The 14472-nt window shown below is 57.6% G+C and carries 13 protein-coding genes and 1 pseudogene; 10 read left to right on the top strand and 4 right to left on the bottom strand.

The features are described 5' to 3' along the window. Positions 1–137, bottom strand: a 137-nt coding sequence (locus G518_RS39240; RefSeq protein ID WP_036594093.1) for a transposase, incomplete at its 3' end; no start/stop codon positions are given. Between the two features lie 63 nt (positions 138–200). Between G518_RS39240 and G518_RS0109395 the strand changes: the two are divergent. Next, positions 201–563, top strand: a pseudogene (locus G518_RS0109395) (metal ABC transporter permease); the annotation flags it as partial. A 202-nt stretch (positions 564–765) separates the two neighbouring features. Here the strand turns inward: G518_RS0109395 and G518_RS34510 are convergent. Next, positions 766–1932, bottom strand: a complete 1167-nt coding sequence (locus G518_RS34510) for an acyltransferase family protein (protein ID WP_051236296.1) — start codon at positions 1930–1932, stop codon at positions 766–768. 22 nt (positions 1933–1954) lie between these two features. Next, positions 1955–2773: a M23 family metallopeptidase gene (locus tag G518_RS0109385; protein WP_051236317.1), complete on the bottom strand. Its 819-nt coding sequence runs from the start codon at positions 2771–2773 to the stop codon at positions 1955–1957. Between the two features lie 173 nt (positions 2774–2946). Between G518_RS0109385 and G518_RS0109380 the strand changes: the two genes are divergently transcribed. Beyond that, the gene (locus G518_RS0109380) at positions 2947–3453 is read left to right on the top strand and encodes a bacteriohemerythrin (protein WP_028602316.1); all 507 of its coding nucleotides are present in this window, start codon (positions 2947–2949) and stop codon (positions 3451–3453) included. A 57-nt stretch (positions 3454–3510) separates the two neighbouring features. Here the strand turns inward: G518_RS0109380 and G518_RS0109375 are convergent, their stop codons facing one another. Continuing rightward, positions 3511–4152 carry a GntR family transcriptional regulator gene (locus G518_RS0109375; protein WP_028602315.1) on the bottom strand — a complete coding sequence of 214 codons (642 nt, stop codon included), beginning with the start codon at positions 4150–4152 and terminating at the stop codon, positions 3511–3513. A 145-nt stretch (positions 4153–4297) separates the two neighbouring features. Between G518_RS0109375 and scpA the strand changes: the two genes are divergently transcribed. The 8 genes from scpA to pncA all read left to right on the top strand — a co-directional run bounded on the left by scpA (position 4298) and on the right by pncA (position 14459). Next, complete coding sequence (scpA, locus tag G518_RS0109370; protein ID WP_028602314.1) at positions 4298–6457, top strand: methylmalonyl-CoA mutase; 2160 nt, start codon at positions 4298–4300, stop codon at positions 6455–6457. A gap of 151 nt (positions 6458–6608) precedes the next feature. Further along, a complete protein-coding gene (gene meaB, locus G518_RS0109360; protein WP_425414279.1) occupies positions 6609–7616 on the top strand; it encodes a methylmalonyl Co-A mutase-associated GTPase MeaB in 1008 nt (335 codons plus the stop codon). A gap of 40 nt (positions 7617–7656) precedes the next feature. Beyond that, positions 7657–9189, top strand: a complete 1533-nt coding sequence (locus G518_RS0109355) for an acyl-CoA carboxylase subunit beta (RefSeq protein ID WP_028602312.1) — start codon at positions 7657–7659, stop codon at positions 9187–9189. Positions 9190–9197: 8 nt separating this feature from the next. Next, positions 9198–9620, top strand: coding sequence for a PH domain-containing protein (locus tag G518_RS0109350; protein WP_036594090.1), 423 nt, complete (start codon positions 9198–9200; stop codon positions 9618–9620). Between the two features lie 151 nt (positions 9621–9771). Further along, complete coding sequence (locus G518_RS0109345) at positions 9772–10938, top strand: hypothetical protein (protein WP_028602310.1); 1167 nt, start codon at positions 9772–9774, stop codon at positions 10936–10938. 168 nt (positions 10939–11106) lie between these two features. Next, positions 11107–13167 carry an acetyl-CoA carboxylase biotin carboxylase subunit gene (locus G518_RS0109340; protein WP_028602309.1) on the top strand — a complete coding sequence of 687 codons (2061 nt, stop codon included), beginning with the start codon at positions 11107–11109 and terminating at the stop codon, positions 13165–13167. 83 nt (positions 13168–13250) lie between these two features. Next, positions 13251–13541, top strand: coding sequence for a DUF167 domain-containing protein (locus G518_RS0109335; protein WP_084651620.1), 291 nt, complete (start codon positions 13251–13253; stop codon positions 13539–13541). A gap of 291 nt (positions 13542–13832) precedes the next feature. After that, positions 13833–14459, top strand: a complete 627-nt coding sequence (pncA, locus tag G518_RS0109330) for a bifunctional nicotinamidase/pyrazinamidase (protein ID WP_028602307.1) — start codon at positions 13833–13835, stop codon at positions 14457–14459. Positions 14460–14472 lie beyond the last annotated feature (13 nt).

Below are 14472 nucleotides of genomic sequence, written 5' to 3'. Positions count from 1 at the left end.
CAGCGCCTGACGGCGCTATCAGTCAGCTCCATATCACGGCAGACCTGAGACACGCTCAGGTGCTGCTCTCGAATCATCTTGACGATCTGCAGCTTGAACGCCGCGTCGAACGATCGCCTGGTCTTGGCTTTGATCATTTCTATTCCTGTGAGACATTGATTTCCCTTATCGGGATGTCTTTCGAAATTAGACCAGCACATTTGTCCATTGCACGGGCATTGCTGCGTGAACCGCGTCTGCTGATATTCGATGAAGCCACCTCGGCGCTGGATTCACTCACCGAGCAACAGGTCACCGAAACGGTGCGTGCGCTATCGAACAGCCACTCGTGGATCAGCATCATGATTGCCCACCGCCTCTCCACCATCATGCACGCAGACACCATCCATGTGCTGGAGCGTGGCCGCATCGTGGAAAGCGGAAGCCATGGGGAGTTGGTGGAGCAAAAGGGCTTGTACTACGCCATGTGGCGGCAGCAAATTGGGGAACGGGAAAGCATCGCCCCCGTCCAGCCGCTTGAGATAACCGATAACTTTGAGTTCAACTCTTCTTTAGAGGCTTGAAGCAGGCATCCTCGCGTCCTCGCATGGCCTGCTCCGCGGCTGTCGGATTTTTCTCCCTCTCTTGCATGCGGGCGCCCGGCCAGGGGAGAGGGCGGGGTGAGGGGAGGCGCATCCATCCCAAATAAGTCTCCATTGGCACGCATGATTTGCCCCCACAGGCGGGAGAGATTAATGCAGGCACGCCAGCTGACTCACGGAAAACCTACTGCGTACGCCCCAGACCTCCGAGTTGCCCATTTTCCAGTGCCTCCGGGCTCAGGCGTGCGTCTCGCTTCACACCATTTTCCTTGGCGCCATGCAATTCCGTGCCCCGCCAAAGCAGCCAACCGCCAACCAGACTCAATAGCCACCCCATTACCAAGCCAGCCACATGGACGGGTGTGGAATCAGGCAACAGGCGAATCACCAGGGCATTGACCGCGAGGATCACCGGGTAGTGGATCAGAAAGACCGAATATGAAATCTTGGCCAGCCATTCCATCAAGGGATTGATCGGTGATCGGATCAAAGCCCAGCGCCCCGGTTGCCAAAGCAAGACAATCGCGGTCAGCCCTGCCAGGGCAATGCGGTCACGCCATTGAAGCGCCAGTGCAATCGCTAGAAGCGCGCCAATCAACAACGTAGAGCCAAACTTGTGGCCGGGCAAAGACTTGTTTGTACCCCAGGCCGCCAGCACACCCAAGGCATAAGCGCCAAAGAAATAGGGCGCCCAGATATCGCCCCTGCGGTTCAGATTGAATACGCACAGCGACGTAAGCGCAGCGCTCACTAGAAGAATGACCGGTATATACGCCGCAATCGACAGGCGAGGTGTCGAGTTGCCTGTCTGCAGGCTGGTTTTTTTCGGGACCAAACTGGCTAGCAACGCCAGTAAAGCGAATAGCTGTAGATCCATGGCGACGTACCAGACGCCAGCGCTAAGCGCTGGCTGATTCAGTATGTCTTGCAGCATCAGCGCGTGCGCCACGGCTTGCGCCACGTTAGGGGCGGCAGGGGTGTCGGCGTCATTCATCAACCCGCGTGCCAGGGCGGAGCAAAGCACCACTACCACCAAGGCAGCGAGATAAGGCGGCGCCAGCCGCCGATAGCGTGCCCATACCCTTTGGGGCCATTCAGAGAGCACCACGCCGGGAGCGTCCGGCCTTGGCCAGAGGCTCTTGGTGGCCAGAAAGCCGGCAATGACCAGAAATACCTGAACTGCCATGAGCGCCTGGGTATCAAGCCAGCGGACGAAATCCGGCGCTACACGCTCTGCTCGTTCTACCAAGGGTCCGTAGTGCACCAGATGGTGCCAGACGATCAGTTGCGAGGCACCTGCTTTACCCCAGGTAATCCAGGGTAGTGGGGCTGGGCGAGCAGGTATGGGCATGGTTTGAATCTGAAGCGGGCAATTAAGCTAGAAACAGCGCCGGATCCACCATAACTCGATTCAGGCTGATGGACCAGTGAAGGTGCGGACCAGTCACGCGCCCTGTGGCTCCGACAGCGGCGACGCGCTGCCCGGCCGCGATCTTATCGCCAGGTTTCACATCAATGCGGCTCAAATGACACATCATGCTGAGCAGGCCGCCTCCGTGATCCAGCCAGACAGTGTTCCCATTGAAGAAGTAGTCGCCCCTGTCGATCACCGTAGCTGGTAGAGGCGAAACCACGGGCGTTCCGGTTGGCGCTGCGATGTCCATTCCGCTGTGCGGATTTCGCGGTTGGCCGTTGAAGACGCGGCGCAGTCCGAACGAACCGCTCCGCCGGCCGGGTGTGGGCTGTTGCATCTTGAAGGCGCCCGGCAGTGGCTCAGTGAAGGTGGCAATCACCCCCACCTGATGAGCGCGCTCACGTTCGTGGCGGCTCAAGTCTTCGGGCGAAAGATCTACCGTTCTGGGGGATACCTTCAGTCGCTGTTCGCTATACCGTTTGTTTTCAATGGTGTAGGCCAATGAACGGGCAGTGCCGGTATGAACATCGATTTGGGCTGTGCCTGGTTCCGCAGAGAGCGGAATGCCTACGAGCGCCGTCCAGACGATGGGGTCGCCCACTACGAGTAGCGGCACGCCACCAGAGGTTGCTCGGGGGCGCTCCATTGCCGGCCCCAGATCGATCCGCGCCACACCGCCGGGAACGGCAGAGGCACGCGGCCAGATCTGTGGGTCAGCTGCGCGCACGGAGCACGGCAGGCTGATGGCCACGCCGCCCAGCAAGAGGAGGCGACGCATCGAATTGGAGCAAAAATCCTGGGGCGAGTTCATCCTCCGATCTTATGACCTTTGAACATCCCCGCTTCAAGTCCTGGCTGGTACACCCCGTTCGCCAGACCTTGACATGAGTCAAAACGTTCTCGTTGTTGCGGCTTGATACTCAGACCCATCTTAAAAATAAGGTTGGCGTTATGGGTATTCTTCATTGGGTTCCAGAACTGGACACTGGCATCTCGGAAATCGATGTTCAGCACAAACGGATCGTGGACTACATCAACAAGCTGCACGAACTTAAAGACACCCATGACCGTGAGCTGCTGGGTGAAGTGATTGCCGAGACGGTGGACTACACCATCTCTCATTTCGCATTTGAAGAAAGCATGATCGAGAACGCGGGGTACATGTTTGCTGGCCCGCACAAGAAAGTGCATGAGCTTTTCACTCGCAAAGTGGCCGAAATGCAGAGCCGTTTCGACGGTGGCGAAGATGTCACCAACGAACTGCACGGAATGCTGTCGCGTTGGCTTTTCAACCATATCCGCAACGAAGACCACGGCTATATTGATTCGGTGAATACCTATCTGCGCATGGTGACCCATAAGCGAGATATGGAAAAGGAGCGGATACGCGCTGAGGTTTTGCAGGAACTAAGCGGGCAAAAAAAGAAGGGTTGGCTAGCGCGCTTGTTCAGTGCATAGGGTGTGTTCACGCCTTAGAGCACTTTCGTGTACAGCGGCGGCTTGCCGCTCGGCTCCCTAATTGGCGGCTTCCAGCCCACCCTGCATATGTGTGCGCATGCAGGCTGCGGCTCTTGCACCGTCGCGAGCGGCCAGCGCCGCCATCAGTTCGCGGTGTTCTGCAAGCGATTGCTCGGGTCTGCCAGCCTTTTGCAGTGAATTCTGACGGTGCAGTTTCATCACCTTGCGAAGGTCCTGGACCATCTGCAGTTGCCATTGGTTGTCAGCCAATTCGAGCATACGGATATGAAACGCCTCGTTCAAGGTGAAAAAGCGCGCGGTATCTGGCAGGCTCGCTTCTAATTCCCGGTGCAGGGCGGCTAACTCCGCCAAACCTGCATCCGTGGCTTGCCGAGCCACCGTCTCTGCCGCATCCGTTTCCAGCAAGGCCAGCAGGTGATAGACATCGGCAAGATCCTTGGGTGTGGCTTCGGTCACGTAAGCGCCGCGCCGCACTTTCATCGTGATCAAGCCCTCTGTAGCCAGCACTTTGAGCGCTTCGCGCAAAGGCGTGCGGCTGATTCCGTATTCTTCGGCAATTTTCAGCTCATCTATCCAGTCGCCCGGCTTCAAATGACCGCTGAAAATGCGCTGGCGTAGCAATTCCGCCACTTCTTCATAGAGAGCTCGGGGGGATAGGCGGGCGGATGCTGAGGTCATGTAGAGATCATTTTTTGACGATTGTAAGCATAAGACCCGGTTTTGCATTAATAATTACGGATGGGCGAAGACACCCAATGGTGGGAGTTCGAGCCGGTCATCAGGCAATTTGCCTTCCGTTCATTTGTCCGCTTCTGGATCTGCCATGAGTTCCAACACACCCTCGTTCAAACCCGCCAGCATCTCTGACTGGGACAAAGCCGCTGCGAAATCTGCACCTGCTGGCAACGTCGAAGCGCTCAGCTGGCGTACACCTGACGGCATCACCGTTAAGCCGCTCTATACCGCCGAGGATGTGAAAGACCTGCCGTACACCAATACGCTGCCGGGCTTTGAGCCGTTCTTGCGCGGACCGCAAGCGACGATGTATGCGGTCAGACCATGGACCATTCGCCAGTACGCTGGGTTCTCCACCGCAGAAGAGAGCAACGCCTTCTACCGAAAAGCGCTGGCAGCGGGTGGACAGGGTGTGAGTGTCGCGTTCGATCTGGCTACCCATCGCGGCTATGACAGTGATCACCCCCGTGTCACGGGCGATGTAGGCAAGGCCGGGGTGGCCATCGATAGCGTGGAAGACATGAAAATCTTGTTCAACGGTATTCCGCTGGACAAGGTGAGCGTATCCATGACCATGAACGGCGCGGTGCTGCCCATCCTGGCGGGTTACGTGGTGGCAGCGGAAGAGCAGGGTGTTCCTCAAGACCAGCTCGCAGGCACGATCCAGAACGACATCCTGAAGGAGTTCATGGTTCGCAATACCTACATCTACCCTCCAGAGCCCAGCATCCGGATCATTGGCGACATCATCGAGTACACGGCGCAGAACATGCCCAAGTTCAACTCGATCTCCATTTCTGGCTATCACATGCAAGAAGCTGGCGCCAATCAGGCGCTGGAAATGGCTTTTACGCTGGCTGATGGCAAGGAGTACGTCAAGACCGCGCTCGCCAAAGGTATGGATGTAGACGCTTTCGCCGGGCGGCTGTCGTTCTTCTGGGCGGTCGGGATGAACTTCTACCTGGAAATTGCCAAGATGCGTGCAGCGCGCCTGCTGTGGTGCCGCATCATGAAAGAGTTCAACCCCAAGAACCCCAAGAGTTTGATGCTGCGCACGCACAGCCAGACAAGCGGCTGGAGCCTGACTGAGCAAGATCCCTACAACAACGTGGTGCGTACCACCATCGAAGCCATGGCGGCTGTGTTTGGCGGTACGCAATCGCTGCACACCAATAGCTTTGATGAGGCGATTGCTTTACCTACGGAGTTTTCTGCCCGCATTGCGCGCAACACGCAGCTCATCATTCAGGAAGAAACGCACATCACCAATGTGGTTGATCCCTGGGCCGGCAGCTACATGATGGAAAAACTCACCCAGGACATGGCAGACGCCGCCTGGACCATCATTGAGGAAGTAGATGCCATGGGAGGCATGACCAAGGCGGTTGATTCCGGCTGGGCCAAACTCAAGATTGAGGCTGCCGCCGCAGAAAAGCAGGCGCGGATCGATTCTGGCAAAGACGTGATTGTGGGTGTCAATAAATACAAATTGGCCAAGGAAGACCCCATCGAAACCCTGGAGGTGGACAACGTCAAGGTGCGCGATTCGCAAATCGAACGCTTGAACTCCATCAAGAAGGAGCGCGACTCCGAACGCGTGAACCAAGCGCTTGAAACCATCACCAAAATTGCGGAAACAGGGCAGGGTAACTTGCTGGCTGCTGCCATTGATGCCATCCGTGCTCGGGCTACCGTAGGAGAAGTGTCTGACGCCATGGAGAAAATCTTTGGGCGCCATCGCGCTGACACGCAAAAGGTCACGGGAGTTTATGCCGCGGCTTACGACAGCGCCGAAGGCTGGGACAAACTCAAGCAGGAGATCAGCGATTTCGCTGAAGCTGAGGGCCGCCGCCCGCGCGTGATGATCGCCAAACTCGGCCAGGATGGCCATGATCGTGGCGCCAAGGTTGTCGCCACGGCCTTCGCCGATCTGGGCTTCGACGTCGATATCGGCAGCCTGTTTCAGACTCCGGAGGAATGCGCCCGCCAGGCGATCGAAAACGATGTACACGCCGTAGGCGTGAGCACTCTGGCTGCCGGCCATAAGACACTGGTCCCCGCCATCATTGCTGAGCTGAGAAAACAAGGCGCTGACGACATCATCGTCTTCGTTGGCGGCGTGATTCCCCGGCAGGATTACGGTTTCCTGTACGAAGCTGGCGTGAAAGGCATCTATGGCCCAGGCACGCCCATACCGGCCAGTGCCAAGGATGTGCTGGAGCAGATTCGAGGAGCGATCAAGGCATGACGCTGGCGTGCGCATACGACCGTGAAGGCCCTTTGGCGGTCGTCAATTTCCGTGCCTGCCCCTCTATGCATGCAGCGCAATCAGGCGCTGCACTTCGCTTTGGCGTTGACCATGGTCTCCCCACGCCCTGAGTCACGTCTGGAGAACAGTTGTGATTGAAGCCATCGTCCATGGTGAAGCCGTCGCGCAGCGCCGGGCTATTGCCAAGGCCATCACCTTGCTCGAATCGACCCGGGCGGATCACCGCACCAAAGGCGATGAGCTGCTCACTGCCCTGTTGCCGCATACGGGCAAGGCTTTGCGCCTGGGTATCAGCGGCGTGCCTGGCGTGGGGAAAAGCACCTTCATTGAAACGCTGGGTGTCTACCTGATCGAACGCGGTCACCGCGTGGCGGTGCTGGCTGTCGATCCATCCTCCACGGTGTCAGGCGGCTCAATTCTTGGCGACAAAACCCGCATGGAACGCCTCTCATTGCTGGACGGCGCCTACATCCGCCCCAGTCCCAGCAGCGGCACCCTAGGCGGTGTGGCAGAGAAAACGCGTGAAGCCATGTTGATATGCGAAGCCGCTGGCTACGACGTCGTACTGGTCGAAACCGTGGGCGTCGGCCAGAGCGAGACCGCTGTGAGCGGCATGACAGATATGTTCGTTCTGCTTCAGTTGCCCAACGCTGGCGATGATCTGCAGGCTATCAAAAAGGGCGTGATGGAGCTGGCTGACCTGGTGGTCATCAACAAGGCAGACATCGACCCTGCAGCCGCTACGCGCGCCCGTGCACAAATCCAATCAGCGCTGCGTCTGCTCGGTATGCACGGCAACCCGGATCATGACCACCACGATACGCAGGTGTGGCACCCGAGCGTCATCCAGATCAGCGGCCTGAAGGGTCAAGGGCTAGATGACTTTTGGACTGCCGTGACTGAATTCAAGACTTTGCAGACAGCCAACGGACGCCTGGAGCAGCGCCGTCAGCAACAGGCTTTGGCGTGGATGTGGGAGCGCATTAACGCTGGTTTGAAAGCTGCTTTCCGCCAACATGCTGGCGTGCGCGAAGCGCTGTCTGACACCACGCAGGCTGTGGCCCAGGGACAACTGGCTCCATCCACCGCCGCGCGGCGTCTGTTAGATCTGGCGGCATTGCCTGCCAACCCAGTTTGAACGATCAAGACCGATCAACATAGGAAGTGAACACCGGACCATGAAACCGATCCTTGAACAACTCGAGCAAAAGCGCGCAGCGGCCCGTCTTGGTGGCGGCACCAAGCGCATTGAAGCGCAGCACGGCAAAGGCAAACTCACCGCGCGCGAACGCATAGAGGTTCTGCTTGATGCAGGCAGCTTCGAAGAATGGGACATGTTCGTCGAACACCGCTGTGCTGATTTCGGCATGGATGAAAGCCACATTCCGGGTGATGGCGTGGTCACCGGCTACGGCACCATCAACGGCCGCCTGGTCTTCGTCTTCAGCCAGGATTTCACCGTGTTCGGTGGCGCCTTGAGCGAAGCCCATGCCGAGAAAATCTGCAAGGTGATGGATCAGGCCATGAAGGTGGGCGCACCGGTGATCGGTCTCAACGATTCAGGCGGCGCGCGTATCCAGGAAGGCGTGGCGTCACTGGGCGGCTACGCAGATGTTTTCCAGCGCAACGTGATGGCCAGCGGAGTCATCCCGCAGATCAGCATGATCATGGGTCCCTGCGCCGGCGGTGCTGTGTACAGCCCGGCCATGACGGACTTCATCTTCATGGTGAAAGACACCAGCTACATGTTCGTCACCGGCCCCGAGGTGGTGAAAACCGTGACGCACGAGAGCGTGACCGCAGAGGAGTTGGGCGGCGCGCTGACGCACAACACCCGCAGCGGCGTGGCCGATCTGGCCTTCGAAAATGATGTGGAGGCGCTGCTCATGCTGCGGCGCTTCTTTAACTATATTCCCGCCAGCAACCGTGAGAAAGCGCCGTCTCGTCCTTCTCAAGACCCCGCTGACCGGATCGACATGAGCCTGGACACGCTGGTGCCAGATAACCCGAACCAACCCTACGACATCAAGGAGGCCATCTCCAAGGTGGTCGATGATGGCGAGTTCTTCGAACTGCAGCCTGATTACGCTGCCAACATCGTGATTGGTATGGCCCGCATGGATGGGCAGGTCGTGGGTATAGTCGCCAACCAGCCGCTGGTGCTGGCCGGTTGCCTGGATATCAAGAGCAGCATCAAGGCAGCACGCTTTGTACGCTTTTGCGATGCGTTCAATATTCCTGTGATCACCTTCGTGGATGTACCCGGCTTCATGCCTGGTACGGCGCAGGAATACGGCGGCATCATCAAACACGGCGCCAAACTTCTCTACGCCTACGCAGAGTGCACGGTGCCAAAAATCACCGTCATTACGCGCAAAGCCTACGGCGGTGCTTACGACGTCATGAGTTCCAAGCACCTGCGCGGCGACGTCAACCTCGCCTGGCCGAACGCCGAGATCGCGGTGATGGGCGCCAAGGGCGCGGTGGAGATCATTTTCCGCCAGGATAAGAATGACCCCGCGAAACTGGCCGCGCGCGAAGCCGAATACAAAGCCCGCTTTGCCAACCCCTTCGTAGCCGGTAGCCGAGGCTTCATTGACGATGTGATCCTTCCGCACGAAACACGCAAGCGCATCTGCCGTAGCTTGGCCATGCTGAAAGACAAGAAGCTGGAAAACCCTTGGCGCAAACACGGGAACATCCCCCTCTGAGGCACGACGTGTTTCGCTCCAAGGTCGATCCATGGCTTGCCGCAGTGATCCTGATCAGCGCGTTATTCGTGCTGGGGTCAGTCGCAGTCGTTTGGCCGCGTGCCGCATGGCTTCCAGGCAAATTCGTGATGGTGGCTGTGGTGCTGCTCGGATCGGGATTGCCCCTCTGGCTGCTCGTGAGCACCGTTTATCGCGTGGACGAGACGAACCTGACGATCCAAAGTGGTCCCCTGCGTTGGCGCATCCCGCTTCAAAGCATTCGTGCTGTGGAGCCTTCGAGAAGCTGGATTTCATCCCCGGCGCTATCTCTAGACCGACTGTGCATTCACCATGGCCGTGTAGGGCAGGCGCTTGTCTCGCCCAAACAGAAGCAGGCCTTTATTCAAGCGCTTCAGCAGCGCAACCCTCAAATTCGAGTTCAAGGTTTCTGACCGAATTCTTAGGCGATATCTTCGTGCCCAACCAAATTCACTCAGCCCGTAGATTCGGCGAAGCCATTGCACTGACTCAGGAGACACTGAGCCGCAGCGCGGGCTTGTTTGCCTTAGAACGTTTGCTTGTGCCTTATTCAAAGTCAACGCTATGAAATCGAGTTTTCTAGCCTGTGGTGCATTGCTGTGTTCACTCAGCGCTTTGACTCATGCCGCCCCACTAAAGGACCCCACTAGCGGCTGCGGTGTGGTGGCCCAGCGCTACCTTGGCAGCAACGATTACATATTCCATTACCAAGGTGGCTGCAAGGACGGTCTGGCTCAGGGCGCGGGCAAGGCCACATGGACATTGCGTTATGCCCCTTCGGCCAAGCCCGTGGTGTGGGAGGGGCAATTCGATCATGGTGTGTATTTGCCGCCGCCCAAAGGCGTGGTGCGTGCCCGCGAGTGGCAACCCGAGCGTGGTTCCGGTACCGTTCTGTTTGATCTGGGCCCTTTGCCGGCACTGGCTGGCATTGCAGCGGCGCGGGTGCAGGTGGAAGCCACATCGTCCCTCACCGATTTCCCTGAACCGTGCATGCCGCGCCGTCTGTGGGTGACTAACGCACCTACCGCCGCCATGGCCTCCGACGATGTGGCCAAGGCGCTGCTGTTGTCGGCCGGTGACAAACTCAAAGCCCATTGCAGCAACGCGGTGCGCCAGACCGGCAAACGAGAAGTGGAACGGCCACTGGTGGAAGTGCGTGCCGTCAGCACGCCGGAGCTGGAATCCGACCAGTATGGGAACCCCGGCTCAGTGGTGGCGTCTGCTTTTGCGCCAATGCAGGCCGGCGCGGCCATCGAGCGGTATTCCAACCAGGCTGCTTCGCAGCAGCGCGCACAGCAACAGCGAGCGCAAGACAGCGGCGATCGTCAAGCTAACTTGCAGAAGCTGCAAGCCTTTTTTAAAGCCCACCAGGCCCAGGGTTGGGCGCATCTGGGAGACATTGCGCAGAACCCTTTCCGCTATGCGGACCGCGTGGTGGTCACAGCAGTTTATTTAAATGAAGTGCTCTCTCCCACGCGCGCTCTGGTGGAGGCGCGGGTTGGGAGTTACGGCCGAGCGGATGTGGTCATCGACGCTACAGCGGCGCAAGGCATCAGCCAGTGGACTGCGGGTCCGCGACTGGTGGCTGTGCGGGTGAAAGGGCGTATCGAGGAAGAAAATCTGAAGGGCCTGGCCCGTTTGCAACTGGTCGGAAGCGAGGCCTGTACCCAGCGCGACTGCAGCGACCGGCTGCGCCTGCCCAGCCCTTTACAAGACGGGCAGACGCCCTAAGTGGGGTGGTCTCAAGATGTTTGATTTTTCCCAAATCGATGAAAACCGAGGACAAGGCGCCCCGTGTGTTTACCAATTTGGTGTGAATGAAGTATTAGAAAAAACGGCGCCGGACGAATTGAGTCCCGGCATCCATAGTCAACCTGCTTAGCTTGATTGAAAGTCCTTATGTTCAAAAAAATCCTCATTGCCAATCGCGGCGAGATCGCCTGCCGTGTTATTGCCACCGCCAAGAGAATGGGAATCGCCACTGTGGCGGTGTACTCTGACGCGGATGCGCAGGCGCGCTTCGTGCAACTGGCGGATGAAGCCGTGCGCCTGGGGCCGCCACCTTCGCGGGAGTCTTATCTGTTGGGTGACAAGATCATCGAAGCAGCCAAGCAAACCGGCGCCGAAGCCATTCATCCGGGCTACGGATTTTTGAGTGAGAACGAAGCGTTTGCGCGCAAAGTAGAAGAGCAGGGCTTGGTTTTCATCGGGCCTAAGCATGCTGCCATTGCCGCCATGGGCGACAAAATTGCTTCCAAGAAGCTGGCCAATGCAGCCAAGGTCAATACTATTCCTGGCTACAACGATCCCATCGAAACTGCCGAGAGTGCGGTTGAGATAGCCAAAGGCATTGGTTATCCCGTGATGATCAAGGCTAGCGCTGGCGGTGGCGGCAAGGGCTTGCGCGTGGCTTTCAATGACAAGGAAGCCCATGAGGGCTTCGATTCATGCCGCAACGAAGCGCGTAACTCGTTTGGTGATGATCGCGTTTTCATTGAAAAATTCGTCGAACAACCGCGCCACATTGAAATCCAGGTGTTGGGGGATGGCTTTGGCAATGTGCTGTACCTGAACGAGCGTGAGTGCTCCATTCAGCGCCGCCATCAAAAGGTGATTGAAGAAGCGCCGTCTCCCTTCATCAGCGACGCCACTCGCAAAGCCATGGGTGAACAGGCAGTGGCCTTGGCCAAAGCGGTGAACTACCAGAGCGCGGGCACGGTGGAGTTTGTGGTCGGCAAGGACCAGGATTTTTACTTCCTGGAGATGAACACGCGTCTGCAGGTAGAGCACCCGGTCACTGAGCTCATTACTGGCCTGGATCTGGTGGAGCAGATGATCAGAGTCGCTGCCGGCGAGAAGCTCAGCTTCACGCAAGCTGATGTGAAGAAAATCGGCTGGGCCATGGAGTGCCGTATTAACGCGGAAGATCCGTTCCGCAACTTCCTGCCCTCAACTGGCCGCTTGGTGCGATTTGATCCACCGGCGCAGCAGCTATTCCAGGGCCAAGCTACAACGCAAGAGGGCGTGCGCGTGGATACCGGTGTGGTGGATGGTGGTGAGATCCCCATGCACTACGACTCCATGATTGCCAAACTCATTGTGCATGGCAAGGATCGGATGGACGCGATTGCCCGTATGCGTGAGGCACTGAATGGCTTCGTCATCAAAGGCGTGCAGAGCAACATCCCATTTCAAGCTGCTCTATTGGCACATCCCAAGTTCGTCAGTGGCGATTTCAATACCGGGTTCATTGCTGAGCACTACTCGAAAGGTTTCCGCGCCGAAGACGTGCCGCATCAGGATCCTCATTTCCTGGTGGCCCTTGTTGCCAGCCTGCACATGCGCTATCGCGACCGGGCTCAGGGGCTTGGGGGCCAATTTTGGGAAGGTTTCAAACGCGTGCATAAGCGCGACTTCACCGTTTGCATTTTGGGTAAGGAAGGCGCTAACGAGTATGTGAACGCCAGCGTAGGAGACGCTGTTCCAGAGCAACCCATGGTCGTGACAGTGCAAACCGCGGAAGGCGAGCGGGTTTACAAGCTTGCCGTTGAAAAAGATATAGGCGATGCCCGAGTGGTCGGAAGCGTGAATGGTGAACCGTTCACCGCCCAGATGGAGCGCGGAAAGAACCGCAATCCGCTGGTGACTCGTGTGGTTCACAACGGTACCCAGGTGGATGCGATCGTCATGCATCCAGATACGGCCGCGCTTCACAAGCTCATGCCATACAAAGCACCACCTGACATGAGCAAGTATGTGCTCTCACCCATGCCTGGTCTGCTGGTCCAGGTGGCCGTGCAGACCGGTCAAGAGGTCAAGGCGGGGGAGCGCGTGGCCGTGATCGAAGCCATGAAAATGGAGAACGTTTTGTTTGCCACTGCGGATGGCGTTGTCAAAGAGATCAAAGCACAACAAGGCGACAGTCTTGCCGTTGATCAGGCCATTGTGGAGTTCGAATAGTCTCAGAGCCGCGTGGGCGGCTGGAGTTGGGCGTTAGGCGTGAAAACGCCTAGCGGCGCTTATCCATGCGCTTACTTGGTTGCATGTCCTACGAGCTGAAACTTTCTATTCATGCAGTGCCGGGCGCCAAGCGCACACAAGCTGGGGGTGCCCACGCTGAGGCGCTGCGTGTACGGCTGGCTGCTCCTCCGGTGGACGGCAAGGCCAATGCAGCGCTTATTGAATGGGCTGCGAATGCATTCTCAGTTCCAAAGCGTAGAGTCCAGTTGCTGCACGGCGAAACAAGCCGACAAAAACTTCTTGGAATTGATTTTGAAACCAAGGCCGAACTGGTCGCAGCTCAGACCCTATTGGCTCTGTGGATGGCGGAATGAAGTTCCAGGGGGCGACTTCAGTAAGATGGTGATTCAATACATCATCGAGAGATGAGGGTCAACTTCAGATTCCAAAATGCGCTTAATCGATAAACACCGTTCGGGCTGAAGTTCTATGGTTTCGATCAAGCATTAAAGCCGTTCGGGCTGAGCTTGTCGAAGCTTTGCGCGACACTTCGACAAGCTCAGCGCGAACGGATTTTTGAGCCTGTCCAAGCCTCGCGCAAAGCTTCGACTGGCTCAGCGGGAACGGTGTTTTGAGGTTCCGTCGCACATCTTTCCAGTCAAGGCATGAATTCCAACACTGCACTACTTATCGTCGACGTTCAGTACGGTTTCATGCCAGGCGGAGGCTTGGCCGTTGCCGATGGTGATGCGGTCGTTCCGGTTATCAATCGTGTGGCGTCGCTTTTCAAAAACGCAGTATTCACACAAGATTGGCACCCGGCCAATCATGTTTCATTTTCTTCGAACCACCCGGGGCGCCAGCCTTTCGAGACAATCTCCTTGCACTACGGCGAGCAGATCCTATGGCCCACGCACTGCGTGCAGGGAACCCGCGATGCTGACCTGCATGATGATCTGCTAGTACCGCAAGCGCAGCTGATCATTCGTAAGGGGTTCCACAGGGATGTAGATAGCTATTCGGCCTTCATGGAGGCTGATCGAAAAACTTCCACCGGCCTGGCTGCCTACCTAAAGGCGCGGGGCATCACCTCCGTGTATCTGTGTGGATTAGCCACTGACTATTGCGTGGCCTGGAGCGCATTGGATGCCCGCTCCGCAGGCTTTGAAGCTGCTGTGATTGAAGACGCATGCCGGGCCATTGATCTGAACGGTTCGCTTCAAAAAGCCTGGCACGCCATGACCGAAGCGGGAGTAGGGCGCATCACCTCAGCCCAGCTTTTGGCAAGTTAAGCGCCCGCAGCGC

This window comes from Ottowia thiooxydans DSM 14619, assembly GCF_000422885.1.
Taxonomy (GTDB): domain Bacteria; phylum Pseudomonadota; class Gammaproteobacteria; order Burkholderiales; family Burkholderiaceae_C; genus Ottowia; species Ottowia thiooxydans.
Note: the sequence above shows the minus strand (reverse complement) of the source record. Positions and strands in the feature narration are given on the sequence as shown.

Excerpts from the sequence above, each read along its gene's own strand:
- G518_RS34510 (WP_051236296.1), bottom strand. The coding sequence starts at position 1,932 with ATGCCCATACCTGCTCGCCCAGCCCCACTACCCTGGATTACCTGGGGT.
- G518_RS0109385 (WP_051236317.1), bottom strand. The coding sequence starts at position 2,773 with ATGCGTCGCCTCCTCTTGCTGGGCGGCGTGGCCATCAGCCTGCCGTGC.
- G518_RS0109380 (WP_028602316.1), top strand. The coding sequence starts at position 2,947 with ATGGGTATTCTTCATTGGGTTCCAGAACTGGACACTGGCATCTCGGAA.
- G518_RS0109375 (WP_028602315.1), bottom strand. The coding sequence starts at position 4,152 with ATGACCTCAGCATCCGCCCGCCTATCCCCCCGAGCTCTCTATGAAGAA.
- scpA (WP_028602314.1), top strand. The coding sequence starts at position 4,298 with ATGAGTTCCAACACACCCTCGTTCAAACCCGCCAGCATCTCTGACTGG.
- G518_RS0109355 (WP_028602312.1), top strand. The coding sequence starts at position 7,657 with ATGAAACCGATCCTTGAACAACTCGAGCAAAAGCGCGCAGCGGCCCGT.
- G518_RS0109345 (WP_028602310.1), top strand. The coding sequence starts at position 9,772 with ATGAAATCGAGTTTTCTAGCCTGTGGTGCATTGCTGTGTTCACTCAGC.
- G518_RS0109340 (WP_028602309.1), top strand. The coding sequence starts at position 11,107 with ATGTTCAAAAAAATCCTCATTGCCAATCGCGGCGAGATCGCCTGCCGT.
- G518_RS0109335 (WP_084651620.1), top strand. The coding sequence starts at position 13,251 with ATGTCCTACGAGCTGAAACTTTCTATTCATGCAGTGCCGGGCGCCAAG.
- pncA (WP_028602307.1), top strand. The coding sequence starts at position 13,833 with ATGAATTCCAACACTGCACTACTTATCGTCGACGTTCAGTACGGTTTC.